Raw genomic sequence first — 23,025 nt, 5'->3', positions numbered from 1 at the left:
TTACTCCTGATTTGTCTTTTTTAGCAGTTCCAGTTCCTCATGGGTCAGCGGCCGGTACTCTCCCGGCTTCAGTGCCTCATCGAGCACGAGCATCCCCATGGATAACCTCTTTAAGTATACCACATGACACCCCAGTGTTTCAAACATCCGTTTTACCTGATGGAATTTTCCTTCATGAATCGTAAGGCGGATCTCAGACAGCTCACCGGAGTCCCCTCGATGAACGACTTCCAAATCAGCAGGAAGCGTTTCCGTTCCGTCTGAGAGAACCAGGCCCTCCGCCATACGGTCTTTCGCGTCTTCTGGAAGCATTCCCTCTATTTTGGCGTAGTAGACCTTGTCCACGTGCTTTTTCGGCGAGAGCAGGCGGTGGGTTAAATCTCCGTCATTGGTCAAGAGGAGCAGCCCCTCTGTGTCGATATCGAGGCGGCCCACAGGAAATAAATCATCCCGTTTCCTGTCGGTGATCAGATCCACCACCGTCTCATGCAGCCTGTCTTCCGTCGCAGAGACGACGCCCTGCGGTTTATGGAGCATATAGTATTCATATTCCACATAGGACACGTTCCGTCCATCTACGGCAACCGTGTCGGAGGAGGGAGAAATCTTACGCTCACTCTTCTTCTCCGTTACACCGTTTACAGCGATGCGTCCCTTTCTGGCCATCTCTTTGATCTGGCTTCTCGTTCCCTCGCCCATCTCCGTTAAATATTTGTCCAGCCTAATGGTATCCTTCATCACTGCCACCGCCATCCCGGATAGTATTTGTTCTTGAGCGCCATGCCCGTTCCCTTGGCAAACCCCAGGGGATAGCCGTCCACGCAGACGAGGCACCAGCCCTTGACAGGCCCTTCCTCCGGCGTCAGGGAGATCGTTTCTCCCTTTAAATACCGGATGACGCGGTCATCCTCCTTTTTCCAGGAGATAGTCTGCCTAAATTCTTCTGCATGAAGGGTCATGGCAAGAACCTGTCCAGGCTCAAAGCGTTTGTTCTTCAGTTCGCCCAGGAGAAGCCCCGTTCTCAGATAACGGAGTTCCTTTGCCGGAACAAAGTTTTCCGGCAGATAGTAGACAGAATCATTTTTAATCATGATTCTGGAGTCCTCGAATTCCCGGTTCATGAGGGCGAGAAAATCCGTAAGCTCCGTTGGAAGGGCTGGGGCCTTTTTCCCCTGCGGCTCCGTCCTGGAACGTTCCCGGCTGCCAGCAGCCGTCCTCTCCGCTCCACCGCCATTTTTCCGCAGCAGGGATATGAAATGCCCCTCGCCCTTTATCTTATGAGGAAACAGACGGATACAGCCGTCGAGGCCGATTCCCCCCGATGCGCCTTCAAACAGAGGGAGCCTGATCAGTTCCATCTCCTGGTGGTTCTCCAGAATATGGCAGATAATCTCCTCATCCTCACAGCGTGAAAAGGTGCAGGTAGAGTAAAGCAGCAGGCCGCCTGGAGCCAGCATGCGGACCGCCTGGTCCGTGATCTCCTTCTGGATTTCACTGTAGTACTCCGGTCCGCGCTCCTCATAGCTTTTCACCATATCATCGTCCTTGCGGAACATCCCTTCCCCGGAGCACGGCGCGTCGATCAGAATCTTATCGAACCACGGGCCGAATACATCGGCCAGTTTATCGGGAGTCTCGCTGGTGACACAGATGTTGGAAATCCCCCAGAGCTCCAGGTTTTTAAGCAGCGCTTTCGCCCTCGAATTGCTGATGTCATTGGAGATAAGGACGCCTTTTCCAGCCAGCTTAACACCCAGCTCCGTGCTCTTCCCTCCGGGCGCCCCGCACAAATCCAGGACCCGGTCTCCCGGCTTCACCGGAAGAAGCATGGCCGGAGTCATGGCGCTGGGCTCCTGCAGGTAATAGAGTCCGGCGTAATAATAGGGATCCTTGGCCGGACGTTCCGTTCCCTCGTAATAAAATCCGTTTGGAATCCAGGGCACCGGTTTTAAATCCCAGGAAACCAGTTCCGGAAATGCTTCCGGCGTGACCTTTGCCGTATTGACCCGCAGTCCATACAGCCGTTCCTCGTCGAAGCTTTTTAAATAGGCGGAAAATTCCTCTTCCCCCAGTAAGTCTCTCATTCTGTTTAAATACTCTTCGGAAAGTTTCAATTCGCTCACGTGTGTAACCCCTGCCTTTCTCTATGGCAATCTTAATATACTAATAGGAATATTTCAACCGGTATTTCTGCAGATATTTTAATACCCAGTAGGGATTTAAGCTCATTTCGTCTTCATGGTCCGTCTTCATATAGATCCCGACATGAAGATGAACTTCAAAATTACCGGTGGTCCCTTCCACCGTGCTGTACCCGGTGTCACCCATGAAGCCCAGCAGTTCTCCGGCCTTTACGGCATCGCCCTCCTGCCACTGCCGGCTGTAGCCGTACAAATGGGCGTAATAGAGATAAGCGCCGCCGGGAGCGCGGATTCCGATCCGCCATCCGCCTTTCTCCAGCCACCCCACCTTTTCCACAACCCCATCCGACATGGAGACAACGGGATAATATCCCCGGGGCCGCTCTGTCCCCATGATGTCACAGCCCTCGTGGCCGCGCTCTCCGCCGTACGTGCGCTTATCCATCCAGCCGTTTTCAAAGGTGACGGGGGGAGATGCGGCGTTCGTATTTTCCGGGATGGGAAAGAACTTTAAATCGCCGAGGACAGTCTCATACGCCTGTTTCAGCTTCCGGTATTCCGCCGGTTTCACGGCCAGCAGGCGGTCTGTATGGCAGGCGGTATCCTTGACATCGGTCAGATCGTAATTGTGCTCGATCATCAGGGAAGTGAGCAGATCGTAATCGAGGGGACCGGATTCTGCGATCAGGTTACCCAGCCTCATACTGCGGAAATCATCGCTCTCACAGGTATAGGCGTCCAGCTGGTAATAGGTAGGATTGTTGTAAAGGTAATCGATCATGGTCACATGAAAGAAGGAAAGAAGCAGGATTAAAAGAAGAATCATCATCATATCGATACGGCCTCATCATATATTTGTATAAAACAATCTATTCAGGTGCTCATGAAAAAATCCTTCTTCCGCTTCTGTTCCGTTGCGGTGCTCTGCGTTCTTCTGTTAAGTCCGGCGGCCGCGACTCAGGGGGCAAAAAACGGACTGGTTCTGTGGGCCACGGTAGTTCTCCCCACACTCCTGCCGTTCATGATCTGTTCCAACGTCATCGTCGCACTGGACGCGATCCATATTCTTACATTTCCCTTCCGCGGGTTCCTTCGTAATTTTTTAAAGCTTTCGGATGCAGGAAGCTACATTCTCGTCTCCGGCCTCCTCTGCGGCTATCCCATGGGAGCCAGAAACTGCAGCGATTTTCTCGATGGGAAACGGATCACGAAGGCGGAAGCCAGATACTTATTAAGCATCTGCAACCATCCCAGTCCCATGTTTCTGCTGGGCTACGCGGCTTCAGAGCTGCCGGGTGCCGTACCGGTGTGGATGCTTATGGCCGCTGTTTATTTACCGGTGGTCCTGATCGCCTGGCTGTCCCGGAAGCTCTATGGAATCCAGACAGTCTCTCCGTCGCTTCCATATTCCAGGGAAGCACAGCTGACCTTCGATGAGAGTCTGATGGATTCCTGCGAGGTCATGGTGAAAATCGGCGGCTATATCATGCTGTTTTCGATTCTTGTCTTTTATATTACGGAACTCCCGTTACATAATCCGGCCGGAAAAGCGGCACTGCTTGGTTTTGTGGAGATCACAACAGGAATTCGCGCCATCTCCAGTTCGATTCCGTCCATGGCGGGGGGCATGTGGATCGCCGCCGCTACCGCCTTCGGCGGGCTGTCCGGAATCTTTCAGACAAAGAGTGTCATAAAAAATGCCGGATTATCCATCCGGCACTATGTAGCATGGAAAGCGGTTCACAGTCTGCTTTCTGCAGCAATCTTTATTCTATTGGCATGCTGCCGTCAGCTTCCGTGGGCGGCATAACCGCGCCGGTCAGCTCCTGACGGTTGGAGGAGACAATATCATAGCTGGACTGCATGGAAGTCATAAAGGCATCAAACCTGCCCTGTGCTCCTTCCATGGAGTGGCTGATGATGGTCTGAAGGCTCTTTAACATATCGTCCGTGTACTGGACAGCGCTCTGGCGGATATCGTTGGCGTCGGAAACGGCCTTCTCGACGATGTCCTGGGCCTGTAAATTCGCCTGATTGATGATCTCATTGGCCTGGGCGTATGCCTTCTGCATGATCTCATGCTCGTTTACCAGTTCATCCGTATGGGCGGATGCCTGGGCGAGTATGGAATCTGCCTGCTGATGAGCCTCGTTTAAGATCACGTCGCGGTTGCTGATGATCTTCTGATACTGTTTGATCTCATCCGGAATCCGAAGGCGCAGCTCCACAAGAAGCTCTTCCAGTTCGTCACGGTTTACGACGATCTTACTGTTGGAAAGCGGCTGGTACTTACAACCATCGATATATTCTTCAATTTCACCAATTAACTGTTCAATTCTACTCATCATAATGCGTCTCTCTCCTTACCCGTTTTTCTATCTATTTTCTATCTGCCATCTTCCTCCTGATGCATTCTGCCACACTGGCAGGAACGAATGCACTGATGTCTCCGTCATAGAACGCGATTTCCTTGACGATACTGGAGCTCAAATAGGAGTATTTTAAATTCGTTGTCAAAAATATGGTATCCACTTCCGGTGCGATAACCCGGTTGGTCTGTGCCAGCTGAAGCTCGTACTCAAAATCAGTGACGGCACGGAGTCCGCGGACTACGACATCAGCCTGATTCGCCCGCACAAAATCGATCAAAAGCCCTGCAAAAGCTTTCACTTCCACATTGCCTAAATCTTTCGTTATTTCCTTTAACATATTAACACGTTCTTGGACAGAAAACAACGGAGTTTTTGAATTATTATTCAAAACTCCGATAATTAACTGATCGGACATCCGGGCCGAACGCTCGATGATATCGAGATGGCCCAGCGTCACCGGATCGAAGCTTCCCGGATATACGGCCGTTTTCATAAAACCACTCCTTTTGCTATAAAAACATGTTTATTCGTCTTATAGATCTTTTCTCTGCGGCATTCGTACCCCAAGGATTCCAGATATTCGAAGCCGGTGTTTAAATCCGCTTCCACAATTAGGAGCGTGTCCTCTGAAATAAGCGGAGAAGATGCCAGATACTCTAGAACCTGGCGTTCGGATTCCTTCCCGTAGGGAGGGTCCATGAAGACGAAATCAAAGACGTAATCCTTACCCTCCAGGCGGCGCAGGCCGGTGATAACGTCACAGTTCATGACAATGGACTCTTCCTCCAGCTTCGTGGTCTGTAAGTTCTCCCTGATGCATTCCGCGGCCTTTGGATTCATCTCGATAAAGACTGCCCTGTCGGCTCCGCGGCTTAAGGCCTCGATGCCGATGCCGCCGCTTCCGGAAAAGAGATCGAGAAAGGTGCTGCCCGGCAGATCCGGATTTAAAATGTTGAATAAAGTCTCCTTGATGCGGTCTGTGGTGGGTCTCGTATCCTGACCCTCTATGGTTTTTAAAAGAAGCCTTCTGGCTTTTCCTGCTATTACTCTCATGAAATGGTGTCCCTCATTCTTCTGGTGTTATGTACCATTATAGTATGAAAACGGAAGATATACAACCCAATTACAGTAAAAAAGAACCTTCAGTTTTAAACTGAAGGCTCTTCCTTATTGTTTCTTGGCTTATTTACCAGCCATCTGTCTTTCCTGAGCTTCGATCATTTTCTTAACCATATAGCCACCAACAGAACCGTTCTGTGCAGAGGTTAAGTTTCCGTTGTAACCGTTAGTTAACGGAACACCGATCTCGTTTGCAACTTCCATTTTGAATCTGTCCATTGCTTCTCTTGCTTCTGGTACGTTTGTTGTGTTAGAAGATTTTCCTGACATATTGATATGCCTCCTTTTCGTCTATCACCATGCTTTTGTTTTGTGTTTTTCATGGTGTGTTTTGTGCTACACTCCTATTATGGCTCTGAAGGAGAATAATACACTAGAAGGTTTTTCCAAAATTTTATGTCATAGAATACAGACTTTTCTAAAAATTATCTTCCATATGAACAAACTGTACCTTCATACCCAGCGCCCGGTAAAAGGCGGCCGCGCTTTCGTTAAAATTCCAGACGGTCAGTTCTGCACCTTCTGCACCAGACAGAACCGCAGCCTCTTTGATTTTTGCATACAGCATACGGCCAATGCCCCGACGCCGAAACGGTTCCGATACAATAAAATCTTCAATATAAAGAAATTTCTTTTTGCAGAGCAGTGGGGAAGCGGTTTCCGTCAGCTTCGCAAAACAGAGCCCGGCCGTTTCACCTCCGCTGGTCCTGGCCATATACAAGAAGTATGTATCATCTTTTTGCATGGCCTCATACTCATCTTTTGTTAAAAGAGTCCCACACGGCTGAAAAATATCAGGACGGGCCGTAACGTGCATCGCATGTTCCTCGGTGATCAGACGGCATATCACAGAGTAATCGCTGGAAACTGCTCTTTCTATATGAAACGGTTGAGACTGCTCTTGACTCATGACTGCCTCCTTCTTTTTTCGCAGAAGATCCGACCGCGTTTACCGTTTCCCACCAGTCAATACGGTCTTCACGAGATATTCTGCCCTCTCATACTCTTTTTTTTCAACATAAAGGTAATACTGTCTTAAGACGGATTCATCCATAAAGGCAGTTCCCAGCGTCCGGCGGCCCCGTCTTCCGCAGTCAGGCACGGTTTTCCAGTCATACGGGATCTGATTCGCAGCCAGAATATCCTTTACACGGTTAAAATCGTTCAGTGAAAATGTAACCAGAACTTCTTTTTTCTGCCAGAAAAACATGGTTTGTGTCCTCCTATTGATCCGATGGTTCTCCCAGTATTTTTTCGATCGAGGTCTTTACCAGCTGGAAGGCCACTTCGTTCATTCCGCTGTTGATGATGATGTCCGCCAGCGGTTTGGTAGGTTCTACATATAAGTAATGCATGGGCTTGACGGTCGTCAGATACTGTTCCACTACGCCCTCGATATCCCGTCCGCGCTCCTTGACATCCCGGATCACCCGACGCAGAATCCGTTCATCCGCGTCCGCCTCCACAAATATCTTGATGTCAAACATATCGCGGAGCCGCTGGTCGGCAAATACCAGAATTCCCTCCACCAGAATTACCCTTTTTGGAAGGACTGTGAGAAACTGATCCGACCGGTTGTGCTGGGAATAATCGTATACGGGACATTGGGCGGACTCGCCGCGCTGCAGTCTGGACAGCTGATCCAAGAGAAGCTCCGTCTCAAACGCCTCCGGATGATCGTAATTCATTTTTTTCCGCTCCTCAAAGGGAATGCCATCCTGCTTTTTATAGTAATTATCGTGATAAAGGACGGCGATATCATCGTGAAACGCATCCTTTAACCGGTTGGTAAATGTGGCTTTCCCTGATCCGGTTCCCCCTGCGATTCCAATTAATATGCTCTTCATAGATTTATTCCTCCCGCGTTTTTTTGTATTTACTCTCTGTATTCTTTTGATTCGATCTGCGAATCTCATTCAAACGCTCCAAATCCTCTTTGGTGCATCCATTTCCGTAACGCGCCTTCTCGTATACCTGATGGTAGATCCCGCAGAGGGAAGGCTCCTCCGGAAATCCGCTTTTATGTTCCAGCTCCTCCGGTGTTTCCGTCCGGGAAATCCGGCCTCTGCCGTCAAGCCGTCTTAAAATTTCTCTTTTATACGCCCTGCGGATTCTTCCCTCAATGGTAAAATCTCTCCACAGAGGCGTCCCCTTCGCCTGTCCGGTATGGATCCTGCTGAAAACAACGGCCGGTTTCATGAATTCCTTTTCATCTCCGTCTTCTCTCGGCTTTAACAGACGGATCAGCAGGAAGAACAGCTGTCTGAGCAAATATACAGCGAGAAGTACTATGAAAACGACGGCAACGGCTGTGAGAGCCGCATCCAGGATTTTTGCGATGAGCGAAGGCGCCGCCGCCTCTTCTCCCAGCTCCGGAGGGATAAAGCTCCCGGAAGGCATGGATTCCACCGGCTCGTTTACGGCTTCCGGAAGAAAACGGGCCAGAAAGCGAAGAATGGCGGTCAGGACAGACTTTAACCCGTTCACCAGCCACTCCAGGTGAAGAAGGGAAAACACAGCCATGAAAGCTCCTGTTACAGCCAGAAACACGGCCATGTACACTCCATTTACCAGCTTCATCTGCGATTTCGGAATCTGATCCGTTGCCGGATGCATGCTCAGAAAACTGTCGCAGGAATGGAGCTGCAGATGAAGCAGATAGAAAAGGATTACCAGAAATAATCCCGCATACCCTGCTGTCATGAGCCGCGAACTGGGAATGAAGTATCCAGCAATGTAGAGGAAAACAGACACGACGGCCAATATTATATGGATTCCGCTTAAATCGGCGGTAATCCAGCGGTTGATCCATTTAAATCTTGTCATAAGGCACCTCCCACTTCATCGTCAGTGCAGCCGGGCAGAGGGAAAACACTGCCTCATCTTCCGGCCGCAGCGGTGCGATCCATAAGGATCCCGGACTATAGCGGCAGAATTCCTGGTATGCCGTCTGAAGCTCCGGCCGTTTGCAGGATGAGATCATGATATATAGACAGTCTTCCGCCTTCTTTTCCAGACTTCCTTCCCTCATCAGTGTCTCGAAGGGAGTCAGGGAAATGTCATAGCGGAGACGGCTGAGCGCCTCCATGCACCGGGTGACGTGGCCCGCTCCCGCCCCGGCGGGGACGAAGGAGGGCTCTTCGGCCGCCGCGTCGATGCCGTTGCTGAAAAATCCGGTTGGAATTCCCGCGGAGACAAAGGCGTCAATGAAGGAACCGCAGATCGAGATGGCCTCCTCCCGAAGCGCCTCCGACGCCCACGGATAGTCCGAATCCATATTCAGAAAGAGGAAGATATTCTGGGAGGCCGTGGACTCATGGACGTTGACCTTTAAAGCGCCGGTTCGGGCCGTGGCCTTCCAGTTGACACTGCGCATGGAGTCGTAGGTCTGATACTCCCGGATTCCCTTCAGTTCAAAAGGATCGGTAACCAGTCTGCTTCTCGACAGGCAGGTGCCCATCATCTTCTGAAACGGAACATTCAGACGGCCGCAGTCCGCAGCCGCCGGATAGACGTATAAATGAGAATCCAGGGACAGAGTCTCGATGAAATGGCCGGAAAAGAACAGATCATGGCTGACCAGATCCAGACTCTTTATTTCGTAATATCCGCGTTTGCGGCAGTAGAACCGCAGCTTTCTCGTGATCTTCTGATAAGGAAAGACGGAGAAGACGTCGTTGCGGTACGTATAGTCGGAGACAGCGGAGTTCTCCCCCGTGACGAATTCCAGTTCTCTGCCGATGCGGAATTTGACCCGCAGAATCGAGAGCGGAAGAAACTTCGCATTGACAACGGTCTCCAGGAGATACGCCTCTCCGCCGCAGACCGCGGGATTTCCCTGAAACGCAGCGTCCGCAGTCAGCCCCTTTTTCCAGAACCGCTCGTATAAGACGCGCTGAAGGACATAGAGAAAGCAGGCCCCGAGGGCCATCAGGATCAGTTCCATTTATGTATTCCACTCCTCTGTAGGCACAAAGACGGTATTTAAGAGCTGTTCGATAATTTGGCGGCCCGTACTTCTTCCGGTCAGCGTTCTGGCGAGAACCAGCCTGTGAGCCAGGACGGGAACGGCCAGCGCCTTGATATCTTCGGGAACCACGTAGTCCCGCCCCTTCACCAGGGCATAGGCCCGGGCTGCCCGGTAAAAGGCCAGGCTGCCGCGGGGACTGACGCCCCCTTCCACTTCGCTGTGCTTCCTGGTGGCGAGAACCAGTTCGACGAGATAATCCATCAGATGGGGATGGACGTATACCGCCTCCGCCTCCTTCATCAGGTTTAAAAGCGCCTCCCGGCCACACACGGCGGTCAGGCTGTCATAGGGATTCTCTTTGCCGAAGCGTTCAAGGATCTGCCGCTCCTCCCCCGCGTCCGGAAGTCCCATGGGGATCTGCATCAGAAAACGGTCCAGCTGGGCCTCGGGGAGCGGATACGTCCCCGCCGTCTCGATGGGATTCTGAGTCGCAATAACGAAAAACGGTTCTTCCAGCTTCTTCGTCTCCCCGTCGATGGTCACCTGGTGCTCTTCCATACACTCCAGCATGCTGGACTGCGTCCTGGGCGTGGCCCGGTTGATCTCATCCGCCAGAAGCAGATTGGTAAACACCGGACCGCCGCGAAAGACGAACTCTCCGGCCTTCTGATTGTAATAGTTGAGGCCGGTTATGTCAGACGGCAGCAGGTCCGGCGTAAACTGCACCCTCGAAAAAGACAGCTCCATGCTCTTTGCCAGAGATTTTGCCAGCATGGTCTTGCCGGTTCCGGGAACATCCTCCAAAAGTACGTGGCCTCCTGCCAGAATCGCAGAGAGAAGTAAGTCCGTCACCTCTTCTTTTCCCACCAGTACCCGTCCTATATTTGCCTTGATTGCTTCGATCACTTCTTTCATTCCAGTGCCTCCTGCCATAATATGGAAATTATAACCTTTCCTGCTATTTTATCAAATTAACCGCAGGCATACAAGAAGAACCGCCTCTTTCCGGATAAAGAGGCGGTCGTTTTTCCTGGTTATTCAGTTAATTTATGGTATCTGCATTCTCATAGACCACGGAAACCGGCTTCAGTTGGTTGTAGTAATTGGCAAATGTAACCGTCATATACGGATATACATAGATATACGCCAGACCGCAGGTAACGCCGCCAAGCAGCATCCAGAAGAAGAAAGAGAGCTCCAGGATAAAGTATTCCATCTTGTGGCCGGCCATCATCTCCTTGCTCTCGCGGATACACTGCATAATTCCCTTATTGGGATCCTCAACCATGATGAAGATGGCCTGGGAATAACGGTACGCTGCAATGATACCCGGTATTACAAGCAGTATACACCAAAGCAGGACAAAAACCGATATCATAAGCGTCAGCCCTACGGCTTTCAGCAGATAACGAACCGATGAAAACAAATCTCCATAAGACATGGACCCATCCCGGTTTGCCACTTTCAGGCAGTAGCTGCTGTATCCAAACTGTAAAATCGTGCTGATCACTAAGTAAATGACAAAAAATACGAGAGAAGATACGATATACGTGCTGGCTTCCCCTGTGTTTACGGAAGATCCCGTGCCGATGATATTGCCCCAGAAATCGAGAATAAATTGAACACCCGACAGAACCATGAGGATCACTCCCATGATGAGCGTAACCACATAGGGGTTAACAGCCGCCTCCCGCATCTTATTTTTTGCGTCAAATTTTAATTCCTGCCTGTTCATTCATGCCCTCCTTATATATCGTTGAACTATTATATTTTTAACAGCATAAGTCTATCACGCCGACTTACTAATTTCAACCATTTTCTGAAAATGTACTTAATTTGAAAGTAATACGTTTACAGATTTAGCTTGTCATAACTTTTTTCCAAATACAGATTGAGTTTTTTGCCAAGCTCGGCGTGATCCTCTGAGCTGAGCTCCGGATCCTCATCCAACAGCCGGTTGACCTCCTCAGACACCGTCTTTAAGATATTGGCATCGGTAAAGATGTCGGCCAGCTTGAATTCCAGATCACCGCTCTGTCTGAGCCCGAAGATGTCTCCCGGGCCGCGCAGCTTTAAATCCTCGGAGGCAATGAAGAAGCCATCGTTGGATTTGCTCAGGATCGTCAGACGTTCCCTGGTTCCATCCTGGCCGGAGCCGTCCACCAGGATGCAGTAGGACTGGTGCTTTCCGCGGCCGACACGGCCCCGCAGCTGATGAAGCTGGGCCAGTCCGAAGCGCTCCGCATTTTCAATCATCATGACGGTGGCATTGGGAACGTTGACGCCTACTTCCACGACGGTGGTGGAGACGAGAACCTTGATCTCCCCGGCGGCAAACCGTTCCATGACCGCATTTTTCTCTTTCGCCTTCATCTTACCGTGGAGATATTCCACCGGAATCCCCGGCAGCGCGCTCTGGAGTTTCTTCGCATAATTCAGAACATTCTCCGCCTCGATCATCTCACTGGCCTCCACCATGGGGCAGATCACATACGCCTGACGCCCGGCGGCCACCTCCCCTTTGATAAAGGAATATGCCGTGTTCCGGTAGCTGGTGTCCACGACACAGTTCTTGATGGGGAGCCGGTTGGCCGGCAGTTCATCGATGATGGAAATATCGAGGTCGCCGTAAATGATGATGGCCAGAGTTCTGGGGATCGGCGTCGCACTCATGACAAGAACGTGAGGCTCGTCCCCTTTCCCGCCCAGCATCTCCCGCTGGCTGACACCGAACCGGTGCTGCTCGTCGGTGATGACGAGGGCCAGCTTGTCGTAGACCACCTTCTCCTGTATGAGCGCATGGGTTCCGACAATGATATCGGCTTCGTGGGAGGCGATTTTCCCGTAGGCGGTCCGCTTCTCCTTTGCCGTCATGGAACCGGTTACCAGCACCACCTGTTTGTCAATGCCATTTTCCTCGAACAGGGAGAGCATGGACTCGTAGTGCTGTCTGGCAAGAACCTCTGTCGGCACCATGAGCGCGCCCTGATATCCGTTGTAAGCCGCCTCCAGCAGGGCGAGGACGGCGATAATGGTCTTTCCGGAGCCGACATCACCCTGAATTAACCGGTTCATCACCTTTCCGCCTGTCATATCGCGAAACACCTCCGTAAGCACCTTGTTCTGCGCGCCCGTAAGCGCGTAGGGAAGATTTTTCACGAGGCTGATCACTTCATCGGAGGGCGTCATCCGAAAGTGGCTTTCCCGGTCCACACGCCTGTCCTTTAGACGGCGAACAGCCATAAGAAACAGGAAGAATTCGTCGAAAACGAGCCGTTTCCTGGCGAAGAGCAGTTCCGTCCGGTCTGTGGGGAAATGAATATGTTCGATGGCAAAATTATATTCCGCCAGTTCATGGCGGATCCGCAGATCTAAGGGCATGTAATCGCGGACCATCTGTCTCACCGACAGGGCCTGCTTCACTGCCCGCACAATGGTCTTGTTGGGAAGCCCCTTTGTCTGTCCGTAGATGGGCTGCATGGAGTGGATAACCTCCCCGTAGGCATCGCCCAGAAAGATCTCCGGCTGCTCCATCGTAAGGCGTCCGTTTTTCTTAACCACCCGTCCGCGGAACACGGCGCGCATACCGGCCTTTAAAGTGGCGTGCAGATAAGGCATATTGTACCAGGTAAGGGTCAGGGAACCCGTAATGTCCCTGATCATGGTGGTAATCACCTGAATATGGCTGTAACGCTTCACTTCCGCGCTTTTAAACAGCACTCCGGAGACTGCCATCACGGTATCCGGCTTCAGTTCTCCGACAGAGACCGGTTCCTCGTAGGCATCATAGGCCCGCGGATAGTATTCCAGCAGTTCATCCACGGTTCCGATACCCAGCTTCCCAAACAGTTTTCCGGTCTTCTCACCAATGCCTTTTAAGGTATCCAAAGGTTGTTGATTCATGTTTCTTTCACCTTTCCCAAAAAAGTTCCCGGGCAGATTGTCTGCCCGGGAGCTGTTCCTGTTTCTTCTGTTCTACTCTACGGATATCAGATAATAGTAGATTGGCTGACCGCCCGGATGGAGCTCTACTTCACAGTCGCCGAACGATTCCTCTGCCTTCTCACGAAGCGTCTCCGCATCTTCCTCCGACACGTCCGCGCCGTAATAGATGGTAATCAGCTCAGATTCGTCATCCACCATGGATTTCAAGGATTCCAGCGCCGTGTGCTCGATGGCTTTCCCCACCGCCAGGATTCCGTGGTCTCCGAGAGCCATGATGTCACCCTCGGTGATCTCGATGTTGTCAATCATGGTGTTGCGCACCGCATAAGTAATCTGTCCGGTCTTGACTCGCTGCATCTCCTCGGTCATTACTTTCTCATTCTCTTCCGCTGATAAATCCGGTGCGAAATTGATCAGAGCGGTAATTCCCTGCGGGATCGTTCTGGACGGAATTACGATGACATGCTTATTCTTTGTAAGCTTCTTGGCCTGTTCTGCCGCAAGTATGATGTTCTTGTTGTTCGGAAGAATATAAACCGTATCGGCATTGACACGGTCGATGGCGTTTAACATATCTTCGGTGCTTGGGTTCATGGTCTGGCCGCCCTGAATCAGGTAATCGGCTCCAATTCCCTTAAAGATCTCGTCGAGCCCCTCGCCGACGGATACGGAGATGAAGCCGTAAGGCTTTCTCGGTCCTGCGTTCTTCTCTTCGTCCGCTTTCTGCTGAGCGGCCAGCTTTTCCGAATCCTTAATCAGTTTTTCCTGATGCTCTTCCCTCATGTTGTCGATCTTCATACGTGACAGGGAGCCGAAGGTCAGTGCCTTCTGAATCGCGAGTCCCGGATCGTTGGTATGGACGTGAACCTTGACGATATCGTCATCTGAAACGACAACGATGGAATCGCCGATGGATTCTAAATATCCCTTAAATTCATGTTCGTTCTTCTCATCGTAAGGCTTCTCCAGATTCACGATAAATTCCGTACAGTAACCGAACTTGATATCGAAATCATCGGTTACCGCAGCACCGCCTGATACGCTTCCGGCGCTCGCTGCACCTTCCACGGATAAATCCAGTTCCTTGCCCATCAGGCAGTCGAGAGCGCTCTTTACGACCTGCATAAGGCCCTGTCCGCCGGAATCGACGACACCGGCCTGTTTCAGCACGGGAAGCATCTCCGGAGTCTGGCTCAGCACGTAATCGCCGTGTTCGATGACCTTCTGACAAAATTCGATGATATCTTCCGTCTCTGTCACCAGTTCCACAGCCTTGTCCGCCATCCCCTTGGCAACCGTCAGGATCGTTCCCTCTTTCGGCTTCATAACGGCCTTGTAAGCCGTCTCTGTCGCTCTGACGAAGGAATTCGCAAGAGTCGTCGTCGTGATCTTATCCACCGTCTTTATTTCTTTTGTAAAGCCTCTGAAAAGCTGGGAAAGAATAACGCCGGAGTTGCCGCGGGCGCCTCTTAACGAGCCGGAAGAAATGGCCTTTGCCAGAGATTCCATGTCCGGATGCTCGATGGCCGCCACTTCCCTTGCCGCTGACATGATGGTCATCGTCATATTCGTACCCGTATCCCCGTCCGGAACCGGGAACACGTTGAGTTCATTGATCCATTCCTTCTTAGCTTCCAATCCTTTTGCACCGGCCAGAAATGCTTTCTTCAGCATCTCTCCGTCTATATACTTCATACCCACAGGTAGTTTCCTCCTTAATCTATCACTCTTACACCTTCAACGAAGATGTTGATCTTATCTACCGTCATGCCGGTGAACTCTTCTACTTTGTACTTCACATTTTCGATCAGATTGTCAGCTACCGCCGAAATGCTGATTCCATATGCTACGATGACATGGAAGTCGATGGTGATATGGTTGTCCTGTATATTCACGTTAATTCCGTGCGTCAGACTTTCGCGTTTTAAAAGCTTAACAAGGCCGTCCTTCATGCTGACAGCCGCCATGCCGACAATACCGAAACATTCTACTGCAGTAGTGCCCGCGTACATAGCGATAACATCAGGGCCAATCTGGATTTCACCCAGTTTATTATTGATGTAACCCTTCATAATTTTTACCTCCTATCATTCTGACTGATTTGATTATACATTATTTTCCCAAAAAAAGAAACAAATTTTTAAATTTCACTTGCAAAAGTATGCAATTTCTGTTATCATACATTTGTTGTGGATTTTTATAACAGAAAATCCAAGTAGCGTTTAAGGAGGTGCAATCATGGCTAAATGTGCAATCTGTGAAAAAGCTGCTCACTTTGGTAATGCGGTGAGCCATTCCCATAGAAGATCTAACAAGATGTGGAAAGCAAACGTAAAGTCCGTTAAAGTTAAAGTTAACGGAGGCAACAAGAAGATGTACGTATGTACTTCCTGCTTAAGATCTGGTTTAGTTGAGAGAGCTTAATCATTTAGGAAAACTCCAGGCTGATAATAGCCTGGAGCTTTTTTTGTATTGCCGGAAAATGCTCCTGCTGAAGCAGTTTTAGAACTCTTTATTTTAACTGGAAACGGGTATCAGCGCATCTCTCCCGTTTCCAACAAACACTCTCTACCAACAGAATAAGTTGTATCCCAGTACCATACAGGCGATGATGAACAATATCGTCATGATTGTTGCCGGGATAAAAAGCAGAATTGCCATTCCTGCGCCAAAGCAGAACAGCATCAGACCACATACTCTCTTCATATAATCCCTCAATCCATTTACATGCTATATGATATAGTATGCGGCTTATCCTCTTCTTATTCAGTTTTTTCCTCGTCTGCCGCAGCCATCTCTTCCGCTACCTTTAATGCCTCAGGGGAAACATCTTGGGACCCCCCTGTAAACTTATTGACAAAATCAGGCACCATGTCCAGGATCTTCGTCATGGCATCCTGCTGTTTGATGTTGACCAGCTTCGTTACGCCGTTCTGAATGATTAAAATGGCGCTGGGGCTCATCTTGGCATTCATACCGCCTGCGCCCTTCTGCTTTGCGCTTTCAGCAAATGAACCGGCAGCCATGCCGCAGGTCACATCAACCAGAGGAAGAATGATGGTATCGTCCACCTTTACTGCCTCTCCCACTACGGTTTTTGTCGTTACAAAGGTATCCATACCCTTGAACAGAGCCTCCACTGTAGATGTAAAATAATTATCTGCCATCTGATCTGTTCCTCCTTTAACGAAGCCATTTTCTTAACAGGCCTCTGAAATTCTTATCGAGCAGCATCCTCCCCGCAATGAGAAGCAGTGTGCCGGCCCGGATTCTTCCTTTAAAATGTCCCTCTGCTGTAAATACCTGTCTGTCAAATACCGGGTAAATGTCAAGCTGCTTATGGCAGAACGGGTAAACCGCACTGACCGCAGTTAAAACCTGACCGGTCGTATAGGGATCGTCGAAGCCGAATACCACTTCGCCCTTTCCTTTTTTGGGAAGGAGGTGGCGGATCAGCTTCTTTAACTGCCTCAGAAGAAGACGGATTGTCTTTCGGTTATTTTCATTGGAAATCCAGGCTTGAATCTCTTCTTTTTTCTCTTTTATGGTTTTTAGTTTATCACAGATCCCCTCGAAAGAATACTTAAGTTTTGCGAAAATTGACGAAAGCCTGTCGACGGCCGCCAGGGCCTTTCCGCCGATTGTCTTTTTACTTTCATGTTCCTTGTCGGAACTATTCTGATCTGAACCTTCCTGCACTGAACCATTCTGATTTGAATTACCCTGACTTGGCTCTTCATTCAGCCGTGACGTTTTCTGCTGCTCCATTTTCTGCGGCTCTTTGCGCTTTTCTTCTGAATTTGTGCGCTCGCTGCCAGAAGCATTGTCTTCGGGAAGTTTTCCTTCTTCCGTGAGCCGTTTTTTCCCGGAGCGTTCCACATCCTTCAGGATATCGCCGGAGAATTCTTCCGCATCCTCGTCAGTCACTTCCATGGCGTGGACCAGCATCTCTTCCGCATCCTCTCTGCTCTCTTCCACGGGTTTGAAGAGCCGGAAGCCGAACAGCCGGATGAGAATGGAGAACTCGTCCTCATAAGCTGCCGTTACAGAGACAATATGTAGCAGCCATGTGACACGGACTTTCCCTTTCAGCCGTTCGTAATAAGAGCCTTCGATCCGGTATCTGACCGGTACGAAGAGAATCAGAAGGAGCACGCCGAGAACGAGTCCCAGCAGAATCAGAACCAGAATTCCCAGCAGTTTTAAAATAAATAATATGATAGGAAGCATGGACACCTCACATCTCGCCGGCTTCTGGAACATGTTCAGACATGTTTCGGGCCTGATTGTCGCGGCCGCTCGTACACGGAGCGTGCGAGTGATCGTTTATATAACCGGTCAAATCGAAGCCGCCGGTATTCCGGTACAGTTCATCTATAATCTGCCTTGTCACCTCCAGGGCCTCCCAGTAGTCGGCAGCAATTCCGATGATGAAGAACTCCTCATCCCTGTACCACGGGGCCGAAAGCTCCATGGCCGGATAGATATCAAGTACATTATTCCCACTTAATGAGGGTGTAATCACATAGGCCCCTGAAATCAGGCGGGAATTTCTGATTGCCTGAATGATTTGATACCGTTTCTTTTTCGCTTTGTCACCCACATATAAGTGGTCATACCAGCTTATCTTCATAATCCATCAGCTCTTCCAATAATTCCTTGCAGGTTTCTTTTTCCGCCTCGTCCCCGCAGCTTTCCAGGCTCCCTCTGATGTAGGATTTGATCTCATCAATTGAATTAAAGTACACCGGAAGGTCCGAGAGCACTTTCGCCATAATGGCGCGCATGACTGGTCTGGAGGTGCCGGAAAATACGGTTTCCAGCTGACCAAAATATGCTTCTGCGGTTTTTTCCAGGTACGCCCTGTCTACCAGCTCCTGCGTGCCGTCCTCTTCTTCGCCGCTTTCTGCGGTGACCTTCTTTAAATCCATAAAGGAACTTCCGGAAAGGAGAAGATCAACGTTGCCGGCTCTCACATAATCGGGATCGGCGAGCAGCTCCGGTGTCTCCGGCGGAAATTCCGAACGGAGATATCTCTCATAATAGGCTTCCTGACGCCCTTCCAGCTGCGTAAGAAGCGCCGTGAAGGACTCTTCCGCTTCTCCGCCGCCATTTTTCGTTAAGCCATTTAACACTCCGGTGATGATGGAACGATAGAGCTTCTCCTCGCTGACATCGATTACTGCGTCGCTCTTAGCGAGAGAAAGAACGTATAAGTCGTTGATAATTTCCTGCAGGCTTACGAAGCATTCTGCTTCTTCATTCAGCTCTGCACTCACACCCATAAGCTTCGCCTGGGCTTCCGAAAACGCCTCCGGTGAAAGGCTGCGGTAATCCATATGGCCGAACTGCTTAAGCGTCTCATATAAGGATCTGCGTCCCTCCGCCATCCCTTCCGGAAGGGATGCCATGGATTCGGTCTTAAGCGTATACATCATGTCATTTAAGCTGTCCACAGGAGAACCGGTATAAACCGAGAGCCCCTCCAGCACGAGGCTGTAGAATTTCTGCTTTGTCAGACGAACAGGGAGCTGGCCGATGATCTGGCGGATGCGCCCGTTCATAACGGCAGATTCCTTGGTATTCGTGATAAATGCCATCAGCATATCCGTAAAGGTCTCGTCGTTGTAGCCGGTTTCCGGCAGAGTCTTATAGGATCTCTCCAGCCGGTTTAACACGTATTCGTAAATCTGAAAGCAGTCTGTGTAAGCCGTCAGAATCTCCACCTCACGGGTAACCTCTTCCCGAAGCTGGTCCAGCCGGTTAAGGATCTCTTTCCCCTCCAGATACGCTCCAATGAGCTCATTGAGGGTCAGAAGAAACGCGCCGCCTTTTCCGGGAAGCTCCGGTTCCTCTGTCAGGGTTTCGTATAAAGTATAGTAATTGAGTGCCAGCCTCGTATAAGAATATTGATACGCCGCTGTCATCTGTTTTTTTATGAAACGGGTTTCCAATGTATTATCCTCCTGAAGACTTATCCCCGATAATTTGCGAGTATGGACCTGCGCAATAGATCGAGAGACTTTACGACGGCCTGCTCTCTGATCTTATCCCGGTTGCCCTTGAAGTGGTACTCTTCCACTTTCACCTTATCTTTCATATAGCAGGCAATATAAACGAGCCCCACAGGCTTGTCTCCCTCGGTCGAAGGTCCGGCGATTCCGGTGACGGCGATACAGACATCGGCGTCGGTTGCAAATACACCGCCTGTGGCCATCTCCTTCGCAGTCTGTTCGCTGACGGCACCGTATTTCTTGAGGGTTCCCTTGCTGACATCGAGAATTTTCCTCTTTGCCTTATTGGAGTAGGTGACGAAGCCCTCACGAAATACTTCGGAGGCTCCCGATACATTAACCAGGCGTCCGGCGATCAGGCCGCCGGTGCAGGACTCCGCGGTAGTAACCGTGAGCTCATACTTTTTAAGAAGACGAACGACCGCCATCTCCAGGGTCTCCTCTTCCTTTGTGGTATAGATATCATCACCGAAACGGTTCTTGATCTCCTTTACGACAGGCTTAATCAGGCTCTTGGCCGTCTCGTCATCGGCCGCGCGTGCCGTTACACGCAGATGTACCTCCGCCGTCTTTGCGTAAGGGGCGATGGTCGGATTCGTCTGTGCGGCGATCAAATCCTTGATCTGGTCTGCCACCTGGCTCTCCCCGTGGCCGCAGATCTTGATCATCTGGGAACGGATTACCTCAGGCTGTAATTCCTGAAGATAAGGGGATACCGCGTCCAGGAAAAGCGGCTTTAACTCATTAAAGGGGCCGGGAAGGAGAATCGCTGCCTTTCCTGCCTTTTCCAGAATGAGTCCGGGGGCTGTGCCGTTATGATTGTCAAGAACTTTGCAGCCTTCCGGAATAAGCGCCTGTTTCCAGTTGTTTTCCGTGATAACCGGATAGATGCTATTCTTAAAATACGTCTCGATCCGCTCTCTCGTATGAGGGTCTTCCACCAGCTTAAAGCCCATAACCTCGGCGCAGACTTCCTTTGTGATATCGTCCTCCGTAGGTCCAAGGCCGCCGGTCAGGATGATGATATCCGCCCTTTGCAGAGCCGTGTTAATATCTTCTGCCAGCCGTTCCCGGTTGTCTCCCACTGTTACCTGATGGTACATGGAGAGGCCGAGTGACGCGCATTTCTCCGCGAGAAACTGGGCGTTGGTATTCACGATATTTCCGAGTAAAAGTTCTGTTCCGACTGAAATTAATTCAACAACCATAATGATTTACAGACTCCCTTCCGTAAGAACACGATAATTTTTCGCAATGTAATCGATCAGTGAAACCACTGTCAGAACCAGCGCGATGACGCTGAAAATGGTGGTCAGAATGGACAGTGCCGGGATATTTACAATCAGCAGCACAGACATAATCATCTGAGAGACGGTCTTAAATTTCCCCCAGTAGCTGGCGGCAATCACGACACCGTTGTCAGACGCTACCAGACGGAAGCCGCTGATGATGAACTCGCGGCTGATGATGATAATCACGAACCAGGCCGGAAGCTGGCCAAGGCCGACGAAACAGATTAAGCCGGAACAGACCAGAAGCTTGTCTGCCAGCGGGTCCATGAATTTTCCAAAGTTGGTTACCAGATTGTATTTCCTGGCGATCTTTCCATCCAGTAAGTCTGTAAAGCTGGCTACGATGAAAATGACCGCGGCGATATAGCGGTACGTCTGGCTCACACCGCCGTCAAGCAGCATAAAGAGTACAAAAAACGGAATCATAATGATTCGAAGAATCGTCAGTTTATTCGGTAAATTCATCTTCTATCTCCCCTATTAAATCGTATTCCAGCGCGCCTGTCACCCTGGCCCTTACAAAGGCTCCGGACATCAGCTCCTCGCCGGTCTGGATGAAAATCATGCCGTCCACGCCAGGGCCGTCCATATAGGTTCGTCCCACATAGGCGTTTTCATCGGCAACCTTGCCTTCGATCATGACATCCAGGGATCTTCCAACCATGGACTGAGAATGGTCAAAGGAGATTTCCTGCTGAAGCTCCATGATGGCATCGCGCCGTTCTTCCTTCACTTCCTGCGGAATCTGATCCGGGAATCCGGCCGCCGGAGTGTCTTCCTCCGCGGAGTAAGCGAACACGCCGAGGCGCTCAAACTCCATCTCGTCCACGAATTCCATCAGCGTCTCATGATCCTCCTCCGTCTCTCCCGGGAATCCGGATATGAGGGTCGTACGGATTGCGATATCGGGAATCTCACTGCGGAGTTTACCGACGATCTCCTTTAACTGCTCCCTGGAAGTTCTCCTTCCCATGCGGCGCAGGATGGTATCGCTGGCATGCTGAATCGGCATGTCAAGATAATGGCAGACCTTTTCCTCTGTTTTTATGGTTTCGATCAGCTCATCGGTGATCTCCTCCGGATAGCAGTACTGAATCCGGATCCACTGAAGGCCGGAAATGCGGCATAGTCTCTTTAAAAGCTCCGGAAGCGACTTCTTTCCATAGAGGTCCACGCCGTACAGCGTCGTCTCCTGGGCTACCAGGATCAGTTCCTTTACGCCCTGATCGGCCAGTGACTGTGCCTCCGATACCAGCCGTTCCATGGGAACACTGCGGAAATTGCCGCGCAGGCTGGGAATAATACAGTAGGTACAGTGCTTGTCACAGCCTTCGGCAATCTTTAAGAATGCGTAATGGCCTCCGGTAGTGATTACCCGGTCTGTCTTCACCTCAGGAATGAGATCCAGATCGTGGAAGCACTGGACGTGCTCCCTGCCGCCAAGCGCCTCGGCCAGCACATGGGATATCTCGTCATAGGTGGTGGTACCGAGGATTCCATCGACTTCCGGAATCTCATCGATGATCTCCTGTTTGTAGCGCTGAGCCAGGCAGCCGGTAACGATCAGCGCCTTACACTTCCCCACTTCCTTCATCTGCGCCATCTCGAGGATTGTGTTAACGCTTTCCTCCTTGGCGTCACCGATGAAGCAGCATGTGTTGATGACAATGACATCCGCATCGTACTCGTCATCCGTAAAGGTATAGCCGTCCTTGTTTAAAAGCCCCAGCATCATCTCCGTATCCACCAGGTTCTTATCACAGCCCAGCGAAATGCATAGTAATTTCATAAAATATTATAACTCCTGTCTTTTCGTATGTCTTTTTGCATCTTTATTTCGTATCATGTATTTGCATCATTGCATCATTGCATCATTGCATCATTGCATCATTCATTTCGTATCTTTGTTTCAATCCTCGCGGCCAGTGAACTGGCGGACATGCTGCTGTCCGTAACACCACGGTGAATGGAAAATGGAAAGGCCATCTCTGCCAATGTGGAGACGGCCTTCAACCCCGGGCACTGTTAAGAAGTAACGCAGCCATCTGATTTGTCTAAAGCTCCATACGCCGCGTTGTCGTCAATCGCCGTACTCCGTACGCCTCATTCCTCCGCCTTGCGCATGAAGCTTTATCCTGCATCATCTGTCCAAGTTGTTTCTTAACAGTGCCT

At 50.4% G+C, this 23,025-nt stretch carries 27 protein-coding genes; 2 read left to right on the top strand and 25 right to left on the bottom strand.

Annotated features, from left to right (window positions below):
* From H8S80_RS08110 to H8S80_RS08100, 3 genes are read right to left on the bottom strand one after another with little or no spacing between them, the layout of a single operon-like run.
* Nucleotides 1-738, bottom strand: a complete 738-nt coding sequence (locus H8S80_RS08110) for a pseudouridine synthase (RefSeq protein WP_117631689.1) — start codon at nucleotides 736-738, stop codon at nucleotides 1-3.
* Entirely contained in the window at nucleotides 738-2,123 is a 1,386-nt protein-coding gene (locus tag H8S80_RS08105; protein ID WP_117631687.1) for an RsmF rRNA methyltransferase first C-terminal domain-containing protein, read from the bottom strand. Before H8S80_RS08105 ends, H8S80_RS08110 begins: the two co-directional genes overlap by 1 nt.
* 40 nt (nucleotides 2,124-2,163) lie before the next feature.
* Nucleotides 2,164-2,967: a M23 family metallopeptidase gene (locus tag H8S80_RS08100; protein ID WP_463323697.1), complete on the bottom strand. Its 804-nt coding sequence runs from the start codon at nucleotides 2,965-2,967 to the stop codon at nucleotides 2,164-2,166.
* Nucleotides 2,968-3,024: 57 nt separating this feature from the next.
* Here H8S80_RS08100 and H8S80_RS08095 point away from each other — a divergent pair, with 57 nt between their 5' ends.
* Entirely contained in the window at nucleotides 3,025-3,951 is a 927-nt protein-coding gene (locus tag H8S80_RS08095) for a nucleoside recognition protein (protein WP_117631685.1), read from the top strand.
* Here H8S80_RS08095 and H8S80_RS08090 read toward each other — a convergent pair.
* From H8S80_RS08090 to H8S80_RS08025, 14 genes are all read right to left on the bottom strand, one after another.
* Nucleotides 3,908-4,489, bottom strand: coding sequence for a hypothetical protein (locus tag H8S80_RS08090; RefSeq protein WP_002604150.1), 582 nt, complete (start codon nucleotides 4,487-4,489; stop codon nucleotides 3,908-3,910). The two genes, H8S80_RS08095 and H8S80_RS08090, sit on opposite strands and share 44 nt — an antisense overlap.
* 31 nt (nucleotides 4,490-4,520) lie before the next feature.
* Nucleotides 4,521-5,006 carry a pantetheine-phosphate adenylyltransferase gene (gene coaD / locus H8S80_RS08085; RefSeq protein ID WP_002604151.1) on the bottom strand — a complete coding sequence of 162 codons (486 nt, stop codon included), beginning with the start codon at nucleotides 5,004-5,006 and terminating at the stop codon, nucleotides 4,521-4,523.
* On the bottom strand, nucleotides 5,003-5,566 hold the full coding sequence (gene rsmD / locus H8S80_RS08080; protein WP_029466289.1) for a 16S rRNA (guanine(966)-N(2))-methyltransferase RsmD: 564 nt from the start codon (nucleotides 5,564-5,566) through the stop codon (nucleotides 5,003-5,005). The genes coaD and rsmD overlap by 4 nt, the downstream gene beginning before the upstream one ends.
* A gap of 129 nt (nucleotides 5,567-5,695) precedes the next feature.
* Nucleotides 5,696-5,902, bottom strand: coding sequence for an alpha/beta-type small acid-soluble spore protein (locus H8S80_RS08075; protein WP_002604153.1), 207 nt, complete (start codon nucleotides 5,900-5,902; stop codon nucleotides 5,696-5,698).
* Between the two features lie 148 nt (nucleotides 5,903-6,050).
* A complete protein-coding gene (locus tag H8S80_RS08070; RefSeq protein ID WP_117631683.1) occupies nucleotides 6,051-6,542 on the bottom strand; it encodes a GNAT family N-acetyltransferase in 492 nt (163 codons plus the stop codon).
* A gap of 39 nt (nucleotides 6,543-6,581) precedes the next feature.
* The gene (locus tag H8S80_RS08065; protein ID WP_025530409.1) at nucleotides 6,582-6,842 is read right to left on the bottom strand and encodes a hypothetical protein; all 261 of its coding nucleotides are present in this window, start codon (nucleotides 6,840-6,842) and stop codon (nucleotides 6,582-6,584) included.
* Between the two features lie 13 nt (nucleotides 6,843-6,855).
* Complete coding sequence (gene udk, locus H8S80_RS08060; RefSeq protein WP_117631681.1) at nucleotides 6,856-7,479, bottom strand: uridine kinase; 624 nt, start codon at nucleotides 7,477-7,479, stop codon at nucleotides 6,856-6,858.
* Between the two features lie 4 nt (nucleotides 7,480-7,483).
* Nucleotides 7,484-8,458 (bottom strand): hypothetical protein, encoded by a 975-nt coding sequence (locus tag H8S80_RS08055; protein ID WP_002604158.1) that lies wholly within the window; start codon nucleotides 8,456-8,458, stop codon nucleotides 7,484-7,486.
* Nucleotides 8,445-9,578, bottom strand: a complete 1,134-nt coding sequence (locus H8S80_RS08050; RefSeq protein WP_117631678.1) for a DUF58 domain-containing protein — start codon at nucleotides 9,576-9,578, stop codon at nucleotides 8,445-8,447. Before H8S80_RS08050 ends, H8S80_RS08055 begins: the two co-directional genes overlap by 14 nt.
* A complete protein-coding gene (locus tag H8S80_RS08045; RefSeq protein ID WP_117631676.1) occupies nucleotides 9,579-10,517 on the bottom strand; it encodes an AAA family ATPase in 939 nt (312 codons plus the stop codon).
* A gap of 127 nt (nucleotides 10,518-10,644) precedes the next feature.
* The gene (locus H8S80_RS08040; RefSeq protein ID WP_117631674.1) at nucleotides 10,645-11,337 is read right to left on the bottom strand and encodes a DUF975 family protein; all 693 of its coding nucleotides are present in this window, start codon (nucleotides 11,335-11,337) and stop codon (nucleotides 10,645-10,647) included.
* Between the two features lie 116 nt (nucleotides 11,338-11,453).
* Nucleotides 11,454-13,505: an ATP-dependent DNA helicase RecG gene (gene recG / locus H8S80_RS08035; RefSeq protein ID WP_117631672.1), complete on the bottom strand. Its 2,052-nt coding sequence runs from the start codon at nucleotides 13,503-13,505 to the stop codon at nucleotides 11,454-11,456.
* A gap of 72 nt (nucleotides 13,506-13,577) precedes the next feature.
* Nucleotides 13,578-15,248 (bottom strand): DAK2 domain-containing protein, encoded by a 1,671-nt coding sequence (locus tag H8S80_RS08030; RefSeq protein ID WP_002604163.1) that lies wholly within the window; start codon nucleotides 15,246-15,248, stop codon nucleotides 13,578-13,580.
* Nucleotides 15,249-15,262: 14 nt separating this feature from the next.
* The gene (locus tag H8S80_RS08025; protein WP_002604164.1) at nucleotides 15,263-15,619 is read right to left on the bottom strand and encodes an Asp23/Gls24 family envelope stress response protein; all 357 of its coding nucleotides are present in this window, start codon (nucleotides 15,617-15,619) and stop codon (nucleotides 15,263-15,265) included.
* Between the two features lie 166 nt (nucleotides 15,620-15,785).
* Between H8S80_RS08025 and rpmB the strand changes: the two genes are divergently transcribed.
* Entirely contained in the window at nucleotides 15,786-15,971 is a 186-nt protein-coding gene (rpmB, locus tag H8S80_RS08020) for a 50S ribosomal protein L28 (protein ID WP_002604165.1), read from the top strand.
* A gap of 144 nt (nucleotides 15,972-16,115) precedes the next feature.
* Here the strand turns inward: rpmB and H8S80_RS08015 are convergent, their stop codons facing one another.
* Genes H8S80_RS08015 through rimO form a run of 8 tightly spaced genes read right to left on the bottom strand, consistent with a single transcriptional unit; the run spans nucleotide 16,116 to nucleotide 22,642 of the window.
* Entirely contained in the window at nucleotides 16,116-16,253 is a 138-nt protein-coding gene (locus H8S80_RS08015; RefSeq protein WP_002604166.1) for a hypothetical protein, read from the bottom strand.
* 56 nt (nucleotides 16,254-16,309) lie between these two features.
* Nucleotides 16,310-16,714, bottom strand: coding sequence for a GerW family sporulation protein (locus H8S80_RS08010; protein WP_002604167.1), 405 nt, complete (start codon nucleotides 16,712-16,714; stop codon nucleotides 16,310-16,312).
* Between the two features lie 16 nt (nucleotides 16,715-16,730).
* Nucleotides 16,731-17,777 (bottom strand): DUF2953 domain-containing protein, encoded by a 1,047-nt coding sequence (locus tag H8S80_RS08005; protein WP_117631670.1) that lies wholly within the window; start codon nucleotides 17,775-17,777, stop codon nucleotides 16,731-16,733.
* Between the two features lie 7 nt (nucleotides 17,778-17,784).
* The gene (locus tag H8S80_RS08000) at nucleotides 17,785-18,180 is read right to left on the bottom strand and encodes a hypothetical protein (protein ID WP_002604169.1); all 396 of its coding nucleotides are present in this window, start codon (nucleotides 18,178-18,180) and stop codon (nucleotides 17,785-17,787) included.
* Nucleotides 18,161-19,501 carry a hypothetical protein gene (locus H8S80_RS07995; protein WP_002604170.1) on the bottom strand — a complete coding sequence of 447 codons (1,341 nt, stop codon included), beginning with the start codon at nucleotides 19,499-19,501 and terminating at the stop codon, nucleotides 18,161-18,163. Before H8S80_RS07995 ends, H8S80_RS08000 begins: the two co-directional genes overlap by 20 nt.
* A gap of 20 nt (nucleotides 19,502-19,521) precedes the next feature.
* Nucleotides 19,522-20,769 carry a competence/damage-inducible protein A gene (locus tag H8S80_RS07990; RefSeq protein ID WP_002604171.1) on the bottom strand — a complete coding sequence of 416 codons (1,248 nt, stop codon included), beginning with the start codon at nucleotides 20,767-20,769 and terminating at the stop codon, nucleotides 19,522-19,524.
* 6 nt (nucleotides 20,770-20,775) lie between these two features.
* Nucleotides 20,776-21,318, bottom strand: a complete 543-nt coding sequence (pgsA, locus tag H8S80_RS07985) for a CDP-diacylglycerol--glycerol-3-phosphate 3-phosphatidyltransferase (protein WP_002604172.1) — start codon at nucleotides 21,316-21,318, stop codon at nucleotides 20,776-20,778.
* Nucleotides 21,302-22,642, bottom strand: coding sequence for a 30S ribosomal protein S12 methylthiotransferase RimO (rimO, locus tag H8S80_RS07980; protein ID WP_002604173.1), 1,341 nt, complete (start codon nucleotides 22,640-22,642; stop codon nucleotides 21,302-21,304). Before rimO ends, pgsA begins: the two co-directional genes overlap by 17 nt.
* Nucleotides 22,643-23,025: the final 383 nt, after the last annotated feature.

It is taken from the genome of Hungatella sp. L36 (assembly GCF_014288035.1).
This window is presented reverse-complemented; position numbering and strand designations above follow the sequence as displayed.